The following is a 16,556-nucleotide window of genomic DNA, read 5'->3' as shown; positions in this document are numbered from 1 at the left end:
AATGCTGACGTATCTCCTGGAAAAATCGATTGAAAACCGGACCCTGGTCGTCCTCGTGGCGCTCATGGTCAGCGCCCTGGGCATCTGGGCCACGCTGAACACGCCTGTCGACGCCATCCCCGACCTGTCTGACGTACAGGTCATCATCAAGACCGACTACCTCGGGCAGGATCCCCGCATTGTGGAGGACCAGGTCACGTATCCGCTGGCCTCGGCCATGCTGTCCGTGCCGTTCGCGCACACGGTGCGGGGCTATTCCATGTTCGGCAGCAGCTACGTGTACATCATCTTCGAGGATGGCACGGACCTGTACTGGGCCCGGAGCCGCGTCCTGGAGTATCTGAGCCAGGTCTCGGGGACACTCCCCGACGGCGTACGGCCCACCATCGGGCCCGATGCGACCGGGGTCGGATGGGTCTTCCAGTACAGCCTGCGGGATACCACCGGCACCCACGACCTGTCGGACCTCCGGGCCGTCCAGGACTTCTTCCTGTCGTACGAGTTGCAGGCGGTGGAGGGCGTCGCCGAGGTGGCGGCCATCGGTGGATTCCGAAAACAGTACCAGGTCGTGCTGGACCCCCAGCGCCTGGCGGCGTACGGCATTTCCACGGAGCACGTGGCCATGCGGCTCATGGACAGCAACCGGGACGTCGGCGGACGCATTGTCGAGCTCGGCGAGCGGGAGTTCATGGTGCGGGGTCGGGGCTATATCCGTGGTCTGGATGATATCCGGAGCATTCCGCTGGTCTCCAGCCGGGGAGGCCGGGTGACCATCGGCGACGTGGCTCTGGTCCGGGAAGGTCCGGAGCTCCGGCGCGGAATAGCCGAGAGCAATGGCGAGGGCGAGGTAGTCGGCGGGATCGTCATCATGCGCTACGGGGGGAATGCCCTGGACGTCATCGAGCGGGTGAAAACCCGACTGGCGGAAATCACGCCGGGGTTGCCCGCAGGTGTTACCGTCCAGGTCGAATATGACCGCTCCCGGCTCATCCGGGAGGCCGTGCATACCCTCCAACTCAAACTCTGGCAGGAACTGGCCGTCGTGGCGCTCATCGTGCTGCTGTTCCTGCTGCACGTGCGGAGCGCGTTCGTGGCCGTCGTGACGGTACCCGTGGGCATCCTGATGGCGCTGTTGGCCATGCGGCTCATGGGCATGAACGCCAACATCATGAGCCTCGGCGGTATTGCCATCGCCATCGGAGTCATGGTCGATGCCGCGCTCGTCATGGTCGAGAATGCGCACAAACACCTTGAAAAACCAGGCGCTGAACGCCTGAAGGCCATCCGTGACGCGGCGGTGGAGGTCGGGCCCAGCCTGTTCTTCTCGCTCATCGTCATCACCGTTTCCTTCATGCCGGTCTTCACACTCGAGCAGGTGGAGGGTCGTCTTTTCGGGCCGCTGGCGTGGACCAAGACGTTCGCCATGGCGTCGGCCGCCCTGTTGGCCGTCACGCTCGTCCCGGCACTCATGGCGTTCCTCATCCGGGGGCGCATCCGGACTGAAACCGACAATCCGGTGTCGCGGGTGCTGTTGGCTGCCTTCCGGCCGGTGGTTCGCGTGGCCATCCGCTTTCCCAAGTCCGTCCTGATGGTGGCCGGCCTCCTCCTGGCGCTGACCATCGTGCCGTATTCGCGTCTCGGATCGGAATTCATGCCGGCACTCAATGAAGGCGACCTGCTGTACATGCCCTCCACGCTGCCGGGTGTCACGCCGCAGAAGGCGAAGGAATTGCTTCAGGAGACGGATCGCATCATCAAGAGTTTTCCCGAGGTAGCCTCCGTATTCGGGAAGGCCGGTCGGGCCGGAACGGCCACGGATCCGGCTCCCCTGTCCATGTTCGAGACCACCATCATCCTGAAACCTCGCGACCAATGGCGGCCCGGCGTGACCCAGGACAGCCTCGTTCAGGCGCTGGATGCCGCCATCCGGATTCCCGGTCTCACGAACATGTGGACCATGCCCATCAAGACCCGGACGGACATGTTGGCCACCGGCATCAAGACGCCCATCGGCATCAAGATCGCCGGAGCGGACCTGCGGGAACTGGAGCGGCTGGGTGGTGAGGTCGAAGAGCTCCTGCGACCGCTGGCCGGCGCCCGCAGCGTGGTGGCCGACCGCACCATGGGTGGCACCTACCTGGATATCGACGTCGACCGGTTCGAAGCGGGTCGATACGGGCTGACCACCGGCCAGGTCCTGAATACCGTATCCATGGCCGTGGGCGGAATGAACATCACCAGTACCGTGGAAGGCCTGGAGCGGCATCCGGTCAACATCCGATACGCACAGTCCCTCCGGGAGGACCCGGAATCCCTGGGTCGGGTGCTGGTCCCCACGCCTTCCGGCGCCCAGGTGCCGCTGGGCCAGCTCGCCACCATCTCCCTGACCGACGGGCCCGCCATGATCAAGAGCGAGAATGCCCGCCCGAACGCGTGGGTACTGGTGGATCTCGAGCCGGGCCAGGATGTCGGAAGTTTCGTGGCCCGTGCGCGCGACGTAATAGCCCGGGACCTGGACCTTCCGGCGGGCTACTCCCTGGCGTGGAGCGGACAGTTCGAATACATGGAGCGCGCCAATGACCGATTGAAGGTGATTGTCCCGCTGACGCTGCTCATCATTTTCCTGCTGCTCTTCATCCACCTGAAGCGATTGTCCCACGTGGCCATGATCATGCTGACGTTGCCCTTCGCGGTCGTGGGCGGGGTCTGGCTGCTCGCCTTGCTCCAGTATGACCTGAGCATTGCCGTGGCGGTCGGATTCATTGCCGTGGCCGGTCTGGCCGTGGAGACCGGGGTGGTCATGCTCGTGTACATCCGTGAAGCCGTCGAGCGGCATCGGACGGACGGGCTCCTGACCACCCGCGCCGAGGTCCGCGCGGCCGTCGAAGAAGGCTCCGTGCTGCGCATCCGCCCGCTCCTCATGACCGTCATCACCACCTTGTTGGCCCTGTTGCCCATCATGTTCGGGACGGGGACGGGTGCCGAAGTCATGCAGCGGATTGCCGCGCCCATGGTGGGCGGCCTCGTTAGCGCGACCATCCTCACGCTCATGGTGCTGCCGGCCATGTATGTGCTTGTCCAGCGTACCGACCGACCGAGCCAGTAAGTACCTTGGGGTGCATATCCACGCCTGGACCTCATGAAACTCGGACTCAGGGAAAACGCCGGTCAGTTCACACTTTTGGTGGTCGTGAACGCGTTCGTGGGCGCCATGGTGGGCCTGGAACGGGCCGTGCTGCCGCTGCTGGCCGAAGACGAATTCGGGCTGGCCTCGCGCACGGCGGTGCTCAGTTTCATTGCGAGTTTCGGCCTTGCGAAGGCACTTGCCAACCTCATGGCCGGTCGCTGGAGCGACCGGTTCGGCCGTAAACGGGTGCTCGTCTGGGGCTGGCTCATCGGGCTGCCCGTCCCACTCCTCATCATGTGGGCTCCGACCTGGACGTGGATCGTGTTCGCCAACGTGCTCCTGGGGATGAACCAGGGCCTCGCGTGGTCGGCCACGGTCATCATGAAAATCGACCTGGTCGGCCCGAAGCAACGCGGACTCGCCATGGGCCTGAACGAGGCCGCCGGATACGTCGCCGTTTCCGCCGCCGCCTTCGCGTCCGGATATATCGCCTCCACGTGGGGCCTCCGCCCCGAACCGTTCTTCCTGGGCCTGGTGATTGCCGTCTTCGGCCTCCTGCTCTCCCTGTTTTTCGTTCGCGATACGTTGGCTCACGCCCAACTCGAAGCCCGAGCGGCTGAGCACGCAGCCCCGTCGCCTGAAGATGCGTCGTTCTCGCGCATCCTGCTCCTGACGAGTTGGAAGAACCGGACGCTGTTCGGCGTCAGCCAGGCCGGTATGGTGAACAACCTGAACGATGGCCTGGCGTGGGGACTGTTTCCGCTTTACTACGCGTCGTTGGGGCTTTCCGTCGCGCAGATCGGCTTCCTGGCCGCGCTCTACCCGGCCGTATGGGGCTTCGGGCAGCTCCTGACCGGTGCATGGAGCGACCGCGTGGGACGGCGCCCCTTGATCGTGGGCGGCATGCTGCTTCAGGCTCTCGGGATTTTCATCCTGGCGGCCGGTACGGATATCCGCGTGCTCGCGGCGTCCATGGTCCTGTTGGGCGCGGGAACGGCCGCCGTGTATCCGACCCTGTTGGCAACCATCGGGGACGTCGCCCATCCGACGTGGCGGGCCACGTCCGTGGGCGTGTACCGGCTCTGGCGCGATGGTGGTTACGTGGTCGGCGCCCTGCTGGCAGGCGTCCTCGCCGACCTGTTCAGCCTGATGACCGCCATGATGGCCATTGCCGCGCTCACCGCCCTTTCAGGCGTCGTGGCGCGGATTTCCATGACCGAAACGCGCAAAATCGGGGTCTGAGAACCCATCCGATTGAAATGTAACCTCACAGGTTACATTTTGGAACTGTTCACGCTGCGCCCAGAGCCTAAGGCCGCAGGCTACTGAACGGTAATGGTCACCCGCTCCGACACGACCGGCGGATCGTGCGGCGTGTGCGCGAAATCGCCCAGGATGAGTTGCAGCGTGTGTTCTCCCGGCGGCAAATCCAGGACGGTTTCTGTCTGGCCGGCTCCGAAGTGGATATGATTCGCGTCGGCAGGCAGTGGGGCGCTCAAGTCCGGCATGTCGGCGACATCGACCATGAGGTGGTGATGTCCGGTGTTGGGGACCTGGACACCGGCCGGCGCCACCCCCATGCCTTTCAACCCGAACCGGACCGTTACCGGACCGGAAACGACGGTACCGTCTTCCGGACTGATGATGTAGCTCATGGCGCCCTCGGCGGACGGCGTGGGACCGGGTGCCGGGGCAGGTGCCGCGGCTTGGTCGGAGGCAGGTGCGGCCGGCTCTTCAGCGGGCGTGCAGGCGGCGAGACCGGCAATCAGGACGATCGCCGACAACGAATGACGGAGCATGGGGGTAGTGGTGGATGTGCGAGGTTTCCGATGAAGGAGCGCTAACGCATGAAATCGGGTAGGGTGCCCTGGCCAAGCTCCCCATTATCGGGTCGGATGCGTGGCCGCCGCGGCACCCCGGACGAATGCGATGTAGTCGGCCGGTGCAGGATCCCCGCCCGCCTGCCGGATGAGCAGATTGATGCGTCCCCGGTGATACATGCCGTGCATGAATACATGCAGCAGGACATCCGCAACGGGGGTGGAAAAGGAGGCGCCGGCCGAATTGGTATACGTACAGTCGGACGACAGGTGTTCGTCGTTCAATCCATCGCAATACCGACGGTAGGATTCGGCGAGACGAAGGATCTCGGTTTCCAGGTCGGCGTCGGTCTGATGCCGGACCAGGTTCCGGATGCGATTCTTGAGGTTCAAGGTCATGATGTGTGCACGGGTTCGACAGACGGACTGAGGGGCAGTCGTACCCGGACGGTCGTTCCGGAATGCCCATCCGAGTCGATATCCATGGTACCCCGGTGCCAGCGGACGAGTTCGCTGGCCACGGCCAATCCCAGGCCGCTGCCTTCTATACCGGCCGCATGGACCGTCCGGGCGCGGAAGAAGCGGTCCGTGGCGTGGGCCACCACATCGGGGGACATGCCCATGCCGGTATCGGAGACGGTCAGGACAGCCCACTCCCCTTCCCGGGTCAGATTCGCGGTTACCCGGCCATCCCGGGTGAATTTCACGGCATTGTCGACGAGGTTCGTTACGACGTGCTGGAGCAGATCGTCCTGTCCATCAACATGCACGGCGTCCTCCGGCACGCTCAGACGGAAATCCAGCCCTTTGGCCACCGCACGGGGTTTGAGCGCGGCCGCCATGTCCTTCACCACGCGCGTGATATCCACGGGATCGCGATCCACGTCCACCGCTCCGCTGTCCAGGCGCGCCAACGACAGCAGCCCGGCCACCATGGATACCAGGTGTCCGACCTTCCGTCGTACCAATCCGAGGGTATCCCGGTAGGCTTCCGGCGAACGCTCCTGGCGCAACGCCACATCCACATGCCCCTGGATGACGGTGAGCGGTGTCCGCAATTCATGTGCGGCGCTGGACGTGAATCGCCGCGTATCCTCGAAAGCGGTTTCCAGTCGGTCCAGCAAAGCGTTCAGCGTGCCCGCCAAGCGGGTTGTTTCAAGATCGGCCTCCGGGGGAACCGGAATGCGTTTTTCCAGATGCGCCGGAGACAGTGTGTCGGCCGCACGTGTAATGGACTCCAGCGGTCGAAGGACCCGGCCAGCCACCCACCAGACCAGGAACGACAACAACATCAACGTCATGACAAGCCCGGCCAGCAGGGTAGCAGCCAGGCGACCGTACAATACCCGCAGGCCCGGGTCCTCGCGCGACAATTGGATACTGCCAATGCGTTCGCCGGCCGCATTCAGTACGGGCACCACCGCATAGTACAGGGTCATCTCCCCGATCCGGAAGGTCCGCAGCGGTTCGAACCACCCGTCCTGACCGGTCGCCCCGGCCATCAAATGCGCCGGAAATTCCCCTGGTGGGAACGGACTGATGTTTTCCGATTGGCGCACCAATCGGCCACCGGCATCGAATACCTGAAGGTAGAACGGGTCGACATGGCGACCGCTGTACAGGTGATGGGGTTCATTCCAGTTGTACCGGTCCGCCGCCAGGGTCCCCTCCGCAGACACGATGGACTCCTGGACTTCCTGGATTTCCTGCTGGAGCGCCAGGCGGGCCACGCTGTTCAACCAGCCATATGCCCCCAACCAGATGCCGACGACCAGCAGGAAGAGCGCCAGGGCCAGGAAGGCGGACGTCGTCCAGACCAACCGTTTCCGGAATGTCGGCGGTCGCGTCATGTCGATGCCACGTATCGGTATCCGACACCCCGGATGGTTTCAATATGGGCCGGGCAATCCACCTCGCTGAGCTTGCTCCGGACGTAGGCCACATACACGTCAATGAGGTTCGTGCCCCGGTCGAAATCGTGCCCCCATACGTCGCGATGGATCTCGTCACGGCTCAGGGCCCGTCCCCTGTTCTCCATGAAATAGGACAGCAATGCAAACTCCTTGACCGTCAATTCCACTGGGCGACCGTGACACGTGCATTGGTGGGCATCGGCTTCCAGGACCAATGGACCATCGGTCAGCCGTTGGTCATGGGCGTGGTTTCCAACGCGGCGCATGAGCGCTTCAATCCGGGCCACGAGTTCCTCGAATGCGAACGGCTTGGGGACATAGTCGTCCGCACCGGCCCGCAAACCCCGGACCCGGTCCTCCACCGCATCCAGTGCCGTCAGCATGATGATGGGCAGCTTCACCCGGGTTTCCCGGATACGCCGACACGCTTCCACGCCGTCCATTCCCGGCAACCGGATGTCCAGCAACAGGATATCGGCATGATTGGATGAGAGCCATTCCAATGCCTGTTCCCCGTCGGGAAGCCAGGTCACGTCGAATCCTTCCTCTGACAGACCCTGCCGCACGAATGCAGCAATGTCGGCTTCGTCTTCCACCAGCAGCAGTTTCATGGCTCCATCATACGGGTCGTCCGGGACATTCGGGGTCCGGGCCCCACCGTTCTCATGGATCTCTAACCAAGCACTAATGAACGGTTAATGATGCGGGCGCGGCCTCAAGCGAATTTACCGTCGCATCATCCAACAGATCCCATGAAACGCCTTCTTCCCCTTCTGCTGCTTTCGCTGAGTGTCACGGCATGCCGGGACACGCCGGTCGAACGCCTGCTTCCCGATCCCGACGGCTCCGTGGCCACACCGCCCTCCCTCCAGGAAAATCCGGGGGTGGCCACCGAGCGGCGCCTGGTTACACTCACGCCTCAACAGGCCCAGGAGCTGCAAACGGAGACCAGCGTCGTGTCCGCGGCCGTCATCCATTATGATCTTTCCATCCCGGGCGAGGTCCAGGCCGCGCCCGAACAGATGGCGCAGGTGTCCGCGCCCATAGGCGGACGCGTCGCTGCCCTGTACGCGCATGAGGGAGAATCGGTACGTCCCGGCCAGGTCCTGCTTGAACTCGAAAGTCTCGAGTTTGCCAATCTCGTGGCGGACTACCTCCAGGCCCAGGCCGACGAAACCTATGCCCAGCGGCAGGTTGAGCGGCTCACGACCCTCGTGGAGAAGAAAATCAGTCCGGAGCAAGCGCTGGACAAGGCCCGTGCCGACCTGGACCGTGCCCGTGCCGCCACCCGGGCGTCGAGCGCCCGACTGCTCACCCTGGGAATCGGATCCGACGACATCCCGAACCTGGGCGACCGGCCGCTCCTGCCCCTCCGCTCCCCGCTTTCGGGTCGGGTGGACCGCCATCTGATTGACCTCGGCCAGTCCGTCACATCCTACCAGGAATTGATGACGATCGTGGATCCGACGCGTGTCCTTATCAAGGGTTTTGCATCGCCGGATGATGCTGCATCGCTGCGGCCGGGCGATCCGGTGGTGGTCGTTCCGGAACGAGGCGGGAGCGGACAGCGCCTGGACGCGACCATCGGCACGGTCAATCCCGTTGTCGATGCCGAGAGCAAAGCCCTCGTCCTGAATATCCTGGTGGACCTGACCGGGCCGTGGCCGTTGCCCGGACAGACGGTCCGGCTCCAGGTCCGTACGCAATCCACCATGCCTGTGATTTCCATTCCGACCTCGGCGGTGGTCTACAACGGCGCCGACGCCATTGTCTATGTGCGCGTGGACGACCTCACCTGGGAACGGCGGTCCATCCGGGTGGAGCGCACCGGCCAGGCTGAAGTCATCGTCGCCGGAGGGTTGATGCCGGGCGATGTCATCGCTACCAGCCAGGTCTTCAGCCTGAAGGCCCTGGATCGCTACACCGAATACGCGGAATAACGGCCACCACCATGCTCGAACGCATCATCGATTTCAGCCTGCGACAGAAGTTCGTCGCGCTCTCCCTCGTGGCCCTCATGGCCGCTGGAGGCATTTTCGCACTTCGCACCATACCCATCAATTCCCTTCCGGATGTCACGCCGGAACAGGTCCTCGTCATCACGAAGGCCGGGCGCTATTCCCCGTTCGACGTTGAGCGGCTGGTCTCTTTTCCCATAGAGACGGCCATGAACGGGCTGCCCGGAGTCCAGGAAGTCCGGTCCATCAGTCAGTTCGGGCTGTCCGCCGTCACGGTCCTGTTCGATGAGGGCTCAGATATCTACTTCGCCCGGCAGATGGTGAGCCAACGCTTGCAGGATGTTCGGGATCAACTGCCCGACGGGGTGTCTGCGCCGCAACTGGGACCCATCTCGACAGCACTCGGAGAAATCTATCAGTACACGGTATCCGGCGAAGGCCGAACGTTGACGGAACTGCGGGAAATCCAGGACTGGCTCGTTGCACCGCAGCTCAAGACCGTACGCGGCGTCACGGAAATCAACTCTTTCGGAGGATTCGTCAAGCAATTCGATGTCACCATCCAGCCCGACCGCCTGCGCGCAGCGGGAATTGCCCTCGGCGACGTGATTGCCGCGATTGACAAGAACAACAGTGTATCCGGTGGCAACTACCTGGAGCACAACCGGGAGCAGTACATCATCCGTGGATACGGACTCATCCGCGAAGCGAGCGATATCGGCAGCATCATCGTCGCCACCCGGGGTGACCGTCCGGTCTTCCTCCGTGACGTCGCCGAAGTGACCGAGGGCCGGCAAATCCGCCAGGGAGCCGTAACCAAAAACGGCGGCGGTGAGGTCGTGACAGGGATCGTGATGATGCTTCGCGGCGGAAACGGCAGGGAGGTCATCCAGGCCATCGAGGAGAAACTGGTCCAGGTGAACGAGGGGCTTCCGGAAGGCGTCACCGTCGAGAAGTTCTATGACCAGAGTGACCTCATTGACCGTACCACGTCCACGCTGAAGGTGAACTTGATTGAAGGCGGATTCCTGGTGATCGTGGTCTTGTTGCTGCTCCTGGGAGAGATCAGCGGAGCACTGATTGTGGCATCGGTCATCCCCCTCTCCATGTTGTTTGCCTTCATCGGCATGCGTGAATTCGGCCTTGCAGCCAACCTCATGAGCCTGGGCGCCATCGACTTCGGCATGGTGGTGGATGGCTCGGTCGTGATGATCGAGAACATGGTCCACAAGCTGGAATCGGACAAGGAGAATCGGCCGAAGGCCGAAGTGTTGCGGGAAGCGGCCCACGAGGTGGCCCGCCCCATCTTCTTTGGTGTGCTCATCATCCTCATGGTGTATGTGCCGATTGCCACGTTCTCCGGAATGGAAGGCATCCTGTTCCGACCGATGGCTATCACGGTGGCAACGGCGGTGTTCGGATCGCTTCTGCTGGCCCTGGTCTATGTCCCGGCCGTCGCGGCCATCGTTTTCCGGAAGGGTGTCCGCATCCGCAAGAATTACCTCATGGACTGGCTGCGCCCGCGCTACCAGGCCTTCCTGGAACGGAACGTGGACCGGAAAGGACCGACCTTCGCGCTGGCAACCATGGTGTTCGTCGCATCGTTGGCCCTCGTTCCCTTCCTCGGAACGGAGTTCCTGCCGGAACTCGACGAGGGCTCCATCCTGGTGGAACAGATCCGCATGCCGTCGGTGACGCTCGCCGAATCGGTGGAAAATGCCGACTGGTTCGCACGTCAGGTCATGGCGAATGTCCCGGAAGTCAAGGATGTCGTGCCGAAAACCGGACGATCGGATCTGGCCAACGACTGGATGGGCGTGCATCAGACCGACGTCTGGGTGCTGCTTCACCCGGAGGATGAGTGGCGCGACGGGATGACGAAGGATGGCATTGCCCGTGCCATGGAGCCGTTCCTCCAGACCGAGCCCGGCCTGGCGTACAACTTCACACAACCCATTGCCATGCGGGTCGATGAATTGACATCAGGCGTGAAGAGCGACATCGCCGTGAAACTGTACGGAGAGGATCTCGATTCGTTGAACGCGGCGGCGTCCGCCATTGCCCGCGTCCTGCCGGGCCTCCCGGGCACGGACAACATTTTCGTCGAGAAGTCGATTGGTCAACCGTACCTGAACGTGGACATCGACCGGGAGGCCATTGCGGCCTACGGATTGAACGTGAATGACGTTCAGCAGGTCATAGAAGCCGGAATCGGGGGACAGCCGGCCGGGCAGTTGTTCGAGGGGCAGCGCCGGTTCGACATCGTGACCCGGTATCCGGAGGAAATCCGGGCCACGTTCCGAGACCTCATGAACGTCCCCATCCAACTGACGGGCGGCGGCACCATTCCGCTCTCGCGCGTGGCCACCATCCAGGCCGAGGAAGGACCACGCGAAATCGCGCGTGAGAACGGTTGGCGCCGGGTCATCGTCGGCATCAACATCGCCGACATCGACATCGGCAGCTACGTGACCCAGATCCAGGAGGTCATCCGGACGGACGTTCGGATTCCGGAGGGCATCTTCCTGGAATACGGCGGTGCGTTCGAGAACCAGCAGCGGGCCATGCGGCATCTGTACTTCGTCGTACCGCTTGCCCTTTTCATCATCCTGGTCCTCCTCTACTTGATGTTCGGACAGATCCGGCACGCCATCATGATCCTGGCCACCCTTCCCTTTGCCATGTCGGGCGGGATCTTCCTGCTGTTCGCACGCGGCATGTACCTCTCGGTATCGGCCTCCGTCGGTTTCGTGGCCCTGTTCGGTGTGGCCGTCCTCAACGGGGTCGTTATGCTGGCCCATCTCAACGAACTCCGGGCGCGCCCGGGATATACCGTGCGACGGGCCACCATCGAAGGCGCCGCAAACCGGCTGCGTCCGGTCCTCATGACCGCCCTGGTGGCGAGCCTCGGATTCATCCCGATGGCCTTCAACACGGGCCCCGGATCGGAAGTACAACGACCGCTGGCAACGGTCGTGATCGGCGGCCTGCTCACGGCCACCCTGCTGACCCTCCGGGTGCTCCCCACGATCTACAACTGGCTCGAAAAAGACGCGTCGTCATGATCAAGAAACCCGTTTGCCACCCACGTCTTCTGGCCCTCGTGCTGCTGCCCTTGATGGTGGCGCTCAGCCCCGTCCTGCCATCCGTCGCACAGGACGGTACCCTTTCGGTGGATGAGGCCATTTCCCTGGCCCGGACGCACCACCCCGCGCTTCAGGCGCTGCGCGAGCAGATGGCCGGTGCGTCCGCCCGGACGCGCCAGACCTTCGGCGTGTCTGCGCCCCGGATATCCTGGTTCCGGGAGGGACTGGATCAGGACCCGGTAACCCCGCTGTCGGAACAGCGATGGACCGTTTCCCAGCAGCTGGACTTCCCGCTGGCGTCCTGGTACCGGTATCGTCGGGCAGATACCGAGCGGACCGCCATGGATGCCGCATTCAACGTAGAAGAACAGCGCGTCACGGCATCCATAAAAATCGCCTACACAACCTTGCTCCACGCCCAGGAAATGGTGCATCTGCGTGAAGAGGAAGTGGCCCTCTCCACCACCCTGCGGGACGCCGTCGTGACCCGCGTGGAAGCCGGTGAGGCGTCGCCGCTCGAAAGCATGAAGGCGGACATCCAGTTGTCGGACGCCCGTGCAAAGCTGTTCGATGCGGAACGGGCGTTCCAGGAGGCCCGATACGGCGTATTCCGCTCCATCGGGCTGGACGAAGAGGACCAGCAGTACACCATTTCCTTCCCCGATACGCTGCTTTACGTGGATCCGGGCATCGGCCAGGACGATGTCCTCGGACGCCTGTATTCCATGCCGGAACTGGAAATGGCCGATCAACTGGCCGATGCCGCGGCGTTTGGTGTACGTGCGAAACAGGCCGCAGCCTTGCCATCCCTGCAATTCGACATTTATGCCCAGGACTTGGGCGGCGGGTACGACCATCACGGCTTCCAGATTGGCATTTCCCTCCCGCTGTTCGGCGCTCCGTCGCAGAAGGCCCGGGTGCAGGAAGCGGAGGCCTTCGAGCGGGAAACCGATTGGAACCGGACGGCCGTCATCCTGGACTTGAAGCGGGAGGCGGAAGTCGCATGGCACGGGTACGAAACCAGCCGCGCCATGGTGGCGGAATACCAGGACGTCGTACAAAGCCGGTCCCGGGAGCTGCTGGCCCGGACGCAGGAAGGGTATGCCCTCGGCCAGATCGATCTGGTGACGCTGTTGGACACCCAGCGCATGGTCCTTGGCAGTGAGGAACGATTCTACAGTGCGCTGCGGGCCTACTACGAGCACCTCATCCGGCTGGAGCGTTTTACCGGATACAGTCTCGTTTTCTGAACCCTGCGCCGCCTCTATTCAAACTTCACTTGCCGTGGAAGCGTGCGTCGTCCTATATTCTGGGCCGCTCGGAATTTTTTCCGCGCGCACCATATGTGCCCGTAGCTCAGCTGGATAGAGCGTCTGACTACGGATCAGAAGGTCGGGAGTTCGAATCTTCCCGGGCACGCATATCGAAAGGTCCGTGGGCATCCGCCCGCGGACCTTTTGATTTTTCGTACGGTGGGGTTCGAACTCCCGACCAAGGGAGTTCAAACGAGCAGGCTGGGCGCTGACATGGCCTCGGCGTTCCATGCGACTAACGAAGTCCGCGCAGCGGACGAGTAAATCTTCCCGGGCACGCCATACAGAACATTGCCGGTTGCAGGTCATATCCCCTCCGTCCTCCGCATCCGCTTCCACTCCATCATCCTGGACCCGCAATGAACACGAGATCACTCTTTTTCCAAACCGTGCTGGCAGCCCTGGTGCTGATCTGCATCGCTGTTGCCGGTGTGGGCACCTCGAGCGCGCAGAGCATGGACATCGAGCCCAAACAGCAGGTCATCTCGGCCAACCCATTCGGTCTGCTCCTCAACGTGTTCAATGCCGAATATGAGCGAGTCATCGGAGAGTCGACCACCGCCGGCGTGGGCGGCTCTTCCTACTTCGGCAGCACCGATCCGTATGTCAACTCAGACGTGTTCCTGCGCCTCTATCCGCAGGGCAATCCGCTGGATGGCTGGGCCTTCGGGGTCAAGGCTGGCCTGACGCACGTCGGGGATGAAGGCACGTTCTTCGGGGCCGGATTCGATGTGAACCACAGCTGGATCATGGGCAAGAACGAAAACTTCTACGCAGGCATCGGTTTCGGACTGAAGCGCATTTACGCATCCAAGGACGCCGATTTTGACCTGCGGTTCGTGCCGACGTTCCGCATCATCAACGTCGGGATGGTCTTTTAGGCCGCCATCACCCCGTCGGCTTCTTCATCTCCACGCCGCGGTCCGGAGCGTTCTTCACGTGCGTATCGAGCCACGTGTGGGTTTCCCACAGCACGTGGAGCAGCGATTCGCGGGCCCGGTAGCCATGGCTTTCGTGGGGGAGCATGACCAGTCGGGCTGTGCTCCCGTTGCCCTTCAGCGCGTGGTAGAAGCGCTCGCTCTGGATGGGGAACGTGCCGGAATTGTTGTCGGCGACGCCGTGGATGAGCAGGATCGGTTCGTTGACCTTGTCGGCGTTCATGAAAGGTGACATCTCGAAGTAGATTTCGGGAGCCTCCCAGAACGTCCGCGGCTCCGCCTGGAATCCGAACGGCGTGAGGGATCGGTTGTAAGCGCCACTGCGCGCAATACCCGCCCGGAACAGATCGGAGTGGGCCAGCAGGTTGGCCGTCATGAACGCGCCGTAGGAATGACCCGCGATGGCTACCCGCTCCGGATCCACCACACCGCGACGGACGCCCTCGTCAATGACCGCCTGTGCGTTCATGACCAGTTGCTCCACGAATGTATCGTTGGGCTCCGCATCCCCTTCGCCAATGATGGGCATGGAGGCATTGTCGATGACGGCGTATCCCTGGGTGACGTACGGAACGGCGCCCGAATACGACACGCGCTTGAATGTGTAGGGGGAGCCCGACATCTGGCCTGCCGCTGCAGCGCTCTTGAACTCCCGCGGATACGCCCAGACGAGCGCAGGCAACGGGCCATCCCGGTCCTTGTCATATCCGGCGGGCAAATAGAGCGTGGCCGACAGGGGCACACCGTCCCCCCGATCGTACGAAATGGACTCTTTGGAGATGGCGTCCATCTCCGGATACGGGTGCGGGAAGTTCGTCACAGCACGGGGTTCTCCTCCGGCCACGGACCGGACGAAATAGTTCGGCGGTTCGGCGTTCGATTCCCTGAGTGTCAGGAACGTGCCCTCAGCGGCGTCCAGCCACGCCACAGGACGCTCGTAGTACGGAGCCTCGGAACGGAATAGTTCTTCCGTCTCCCCTGTCCGCATGTCATAGCGGCGCAGGAACGGACGGTCTCCATCCGGCGACGAACCCTGACCCGTCAGATAAATGACGTTCCCGTCGGCTTCCGTGAGCAGCAGCCGACGACCGCGCGCATCCACATCGGTCATGGGCGAACCGGGGTTGGCATACCGGTCCTCGTAGGAATAGTCGAACACAACGGCCGGATCGCCGCCTGTCCCGTCCGTCGAAACCCGGTAGGTCCGGAATTCCCGCGTGGACGTCCATCGCTCACTCACCAGAACGTATCCTTCGTCGCTCCAGGTCATTCCGGCGTAGCGCAAGGGTAAGCGCACCAAGGTCGTCGCATCGCCTTCAAAAGGCTCCGGCAACACCATCACGGCATCCCGCAGATCGACCTCCACGTTGCCATCACCGCCATCCAGGGCCTCCACCCATGCCAGCATGGCGGGCGCATCCTGCCGCCAGCCAATGGATCGCACACCGGTCGTCGTGGAACCGAACCCCGTCGGTACCTCCTCCATGAGCGGTTGGTCCTCGATCACACGCACGGGAAGGCCTTCGGCCGTGTAGACTTCAATCCGATTCGGAAAACGGGACCACGGCACGAGATAGGAGAATGGACGATGCACGGTCTCGGTCAGCACGAATCGGCCGTCGGGTGACGGATCCATGGAGGTGATCATTCCCGATGCGCCGAAATCCTGAACCGTTCCGTCGAGCGATACGCGCAGCAGATCCGATGCCATGAGCCACGCGAAGAGATCCTCGTCGTACGGTGTTTCGAGCAGGTCCTGGTAGGTCCGCGCCGGCGCTTCCTTGCCGATGTTTTCCTGGATGACCGGGGTTGCCGGGACGGCAGGACGGGTCGGCATGGCGCCGCGGTCAGCGGCCGTAGCGCGGACGAGCAGGGTCCGGCTGTCCGGCATCCATGTGAATGCGCGCCCTCCAACGCCGTTCAGCGGCCGGTCCAAGGCCTGCCGGGCGCGTCCGTTGCCCAATTCGAGCACGTACAATTCAATCCGGTCGCTGAAGGTCACCGGAAAAGCGTAATGCGTGCCATCAGGTGACCACGCACCATAGCCAATCCACCCCTCAGCGGGAATGCCCATGACGGGACGCTCCGCGCCCCCATCAACGCTGGCAATCGCCATGGCCGTCGCGTACGAACTCCGGCTCGGCCCGTTGTTGGCCGGATTGATCCGTGTGCCCGCCAGACGCAGCTCCGGCTCGGCGAGTTGGGCGATGGTCGGAACGTCCTGCGGCGTCATCAGCAGCATGGTCCGGGCATCCGGGCCGATGGACACATTCGGCGTGAGTGGCGCGTCGACGAGCGCTTTCAGGGCCGGGGCGGGTTCCATGTACCCGTCCTGGGCCCATGCGGACGAAGCAGCGAACAGAAAAAGAGCGAGCAGCAGGGTTCGGCGGCGCATGACGAT

The 16,556-nt window shown here is 63.0% G+C and carries 11 protein-coding genes and 1 tRNA gene; 7 read left to right on the top strand and 5 right to left on the bottom strand.

Features of this window, described 5'->3' with window-relative positions:
• Position 1 precedes the first annotated feature (1 nt).
• Together RIE53_05580 and RIE53_05575 are read left to right on the top strand one after the other, a co-directional pair.
• Complete coding sequence (locus tag RIE53_05580) at positions 2-3,106, top strand: CusA/CzcA family heavy metal efflux RND transporter (GenBank protein ID MEQ9104148.1); 3,105 nt, start codon at positions 2-4, stop codon at positions 3,104-3,106.
• A gap of 33 nt (positions 3,107-3,139) precedes the next feature.
• Positions 3,140-4,369 (top strand): MFS transporter, encoded by a 1,230-nt coding sequence (locus RIE53_05575; GenBank protein MEQ9104147.1) that lies wholly within the window; start codon positions 3,140-3,142, stop codon positions 4,367-4,369.
• A gap of 80 nt (positions 4,370-4,449) precedes the next feature.
• Here RIE53_05575 and RIE53_05570 read toward each other — a convergent pair whose 3' ends face one another.
• The 4 genes from RIE53_05570 to RIE53_05555 form a co-directional block, all read right to left on the bottom strand.
• Positions 4,450-4,926, bottom strand: coding sequence for a DUF4399 domain-containing protein (locus RIE53_05570; GenBank protein MEQ9104146.1), 477 nt, complete (start codon positions 4,924-4,926; stop codon positions 4,450-4,452).
• 84 nt (positions 4,927-5,010) lie between these two features.
• Positions 5,011-5,346, bottom strand: coding sequence for a DinB family protein (locus tag RIE53_05565; GenBank protein ID MEQ9104145.1), 336 nt, complete (start codon positions 5,344-5,346; stop codon positions 5,011-5,013).
• On the bottom strand, positions 5,343-6,797 hold the full coding sequence (locus tag RIE53_05560; protein MEQ9104144.1) for a HAMP domain-containing sensor histidine kinase: 1,455 nt from the start codon (positions 6,795-6,797) through the stop codon (positions 5,343-5,345). Before RIE53_05560 ends, RIE53_05565 begins: the two co-directional genes overlap by 4 nt.
• Positions 6,794-7,471, bottom strand: a complete 678-nt coding sequence (locus tag RIE53_05555; protein ID MEQ9104143.1) for a response regulator transcription factor — start codon at positions 7,469-7,471, stop codon at positions 6,794-6,796. The genes RIE53_05560 and RIE53_05555 overlap by 4 nt, the downstream gene beginning before the upstream one ends.
• A gap of 141 nt (positions 7,472-7,612) precedes the next feature.
• Here RIE53_05555 and RIE53_05550 point away from each other — a divergent pair, with 141 nt between their 5' ends.
• From RIE53_05550 to RIE53_05530, 5 genes are all read left to right on the top strand, one after another.
• Positions 7,613-8,800, top strand: a complete 1,188-nt coding sequence (locus tag RIE53_05550) for an efflux RND transporter periplasmic adaptor subunit (protein ID MEQ9104142.1) — start codon at positions 7,613-7,615, stop codon at positions 8,798-8,800.
• Positions 8,801-8,811: 11 nt separating this feature from the next.
• Complete coding sequence (locus RIE53_05545; GenBank protein ID MEQ9104141.1) at positions 8,812-11,883, top strand: CusA/CzcA family heavy metal efflux RND transporter; 3,072 nt, start codon at positions 8,812-8,814, stop codon at positions 11,881-11,883.
• The gene (locus RIE53_05540) at positions 11,880-13,154 is read left to right on the top strand and encodes a TolC family protein (protein ID MEQ9104140.1); all 1,275 of its coding nucleotides are present in this window, start codon (positions 11,880-11,882) and stop codon (positions 13,152-13,154) included. Before RIE53_05545 ends, RIE53_05540 begins: the two co-directional genes overlap by 4 nt.
• Before the next feature lie 95 nt (positions 13,155-13,249).
• Positions 13,250-13,323 (top strand) — tRNA-Arg (locus tag RIE53_05535).
• 283 nt (positions 13,324-13,606) lie between these two features.
• Entirely contained in the window at positions 13,607-14,098 is a 492-nt protein-coding gene (locus tag RIE53_05530) for a hypothetical protein (protein MEQ9104139.1), read from the top strand.
• Positions 14,099-14,105: 7 nt separating this feature from the next.
• Here RIE53_05530 and RIE53_05525 read toward each other — a convergent pair whose 3' ends face one another.
• Complete coding sequence (locus RIE53_05525) at positions 14,106-16,550, bottom strand: prolyl oligopeptidase family serine peptidase (protein ID MEQ9104138.1); 2,445 nt, start codon at positions 16,548-16,550, stop codon at positions 14,106-14,108.
• Between the last annotated feature and the right edge of the window lie 6 nt (positions 16,551-16,556).

Source organism: Rhodothermales bacterium (assembly GCA_040221055.1).
Taxonomy (GTDB): Bacteria; Bacteroidota; Rhodothermia; order Rhodothermales; family UBA10348; genus 1-14-0-65-60-17.
The sequence above is the reverse complement of the archived record's forward strand: the minus strand, read 5'-3'. Positions and strand labels throughout refer to the sequence as shown.

Bases quoted from the DNA above. Each gene is read 5' to 3' on its own strand.
- RIE53_05560 (MEQ9104144.1), bottom strand. From the start codon at position 6,797: ATGACGCGACCGCCGACATTCCGGAAACGGTTGGTCTGGACGACGTCC.
- RIE53_05540 (MEQ9104140.1), top strand. From the start codon at position 11,880: ATGATCAAGAAACCCGTTTGCCACCCACGTCTTCTGGCCCTCGTGCTG.
- RIE53_05570 (MEQ9104146.1), bottom strand. From the start codon at position 4,926: ATGCTCCGTCATTCGTTGTCGGCGATCGTCCTGATTGCCGGTCTCGCC.
- RIE53_05580 (MEQ9104148.1), top strand. From the start codon at position 2: ATGCTGACGTATCTCCTGGAAAAATCGATTGAAAACCGGACCCTGGTC.
- RIE53_05555 (MEQ9104143.1), bottom strand. From the start codon at position 7,471: ATGAAACTGCTGCTGGTGGAAGACGAAGCCGACATTGCTGCATTCGTG.
- RIE53_05565 (MEQ9104145.1), bottom strand. From the start codon at position 5,346: ATGACCTTGAACCTCAAGAATCGCATCCGGAACCTGGTCCGGCATCAG.
- RIE53_05550 (MEQ9104142.1), top strand. From the start codon at position 7,613: ATGAAACGCCTTCTTCCCCTTCTGCTGCTTTCGCTGAGTGTCACGGCA.
- RIE53_05575 (MEQ9104147.1), top strand. From the start codon at position 3,140: ATGAAACTCGGACTCAGGGAAAACGCCGGTCAGTTCACACTTTTGGTG.
- RIE53_05545 (MEQ9104141.1), top strand. From the start codon at position 8,812: ATGCTCGAACGCATCATCGATTTCAGCCTGCGACAGAAGTTCGTCGCG.
- RIE53_05525 (MEQ9104138.1), bottom strand. From the start codon at position 16,550: ATGCGCCGCCGAACCCTGCTGCTCGCTCTTTTTCTGTTCGCTGCTTCG.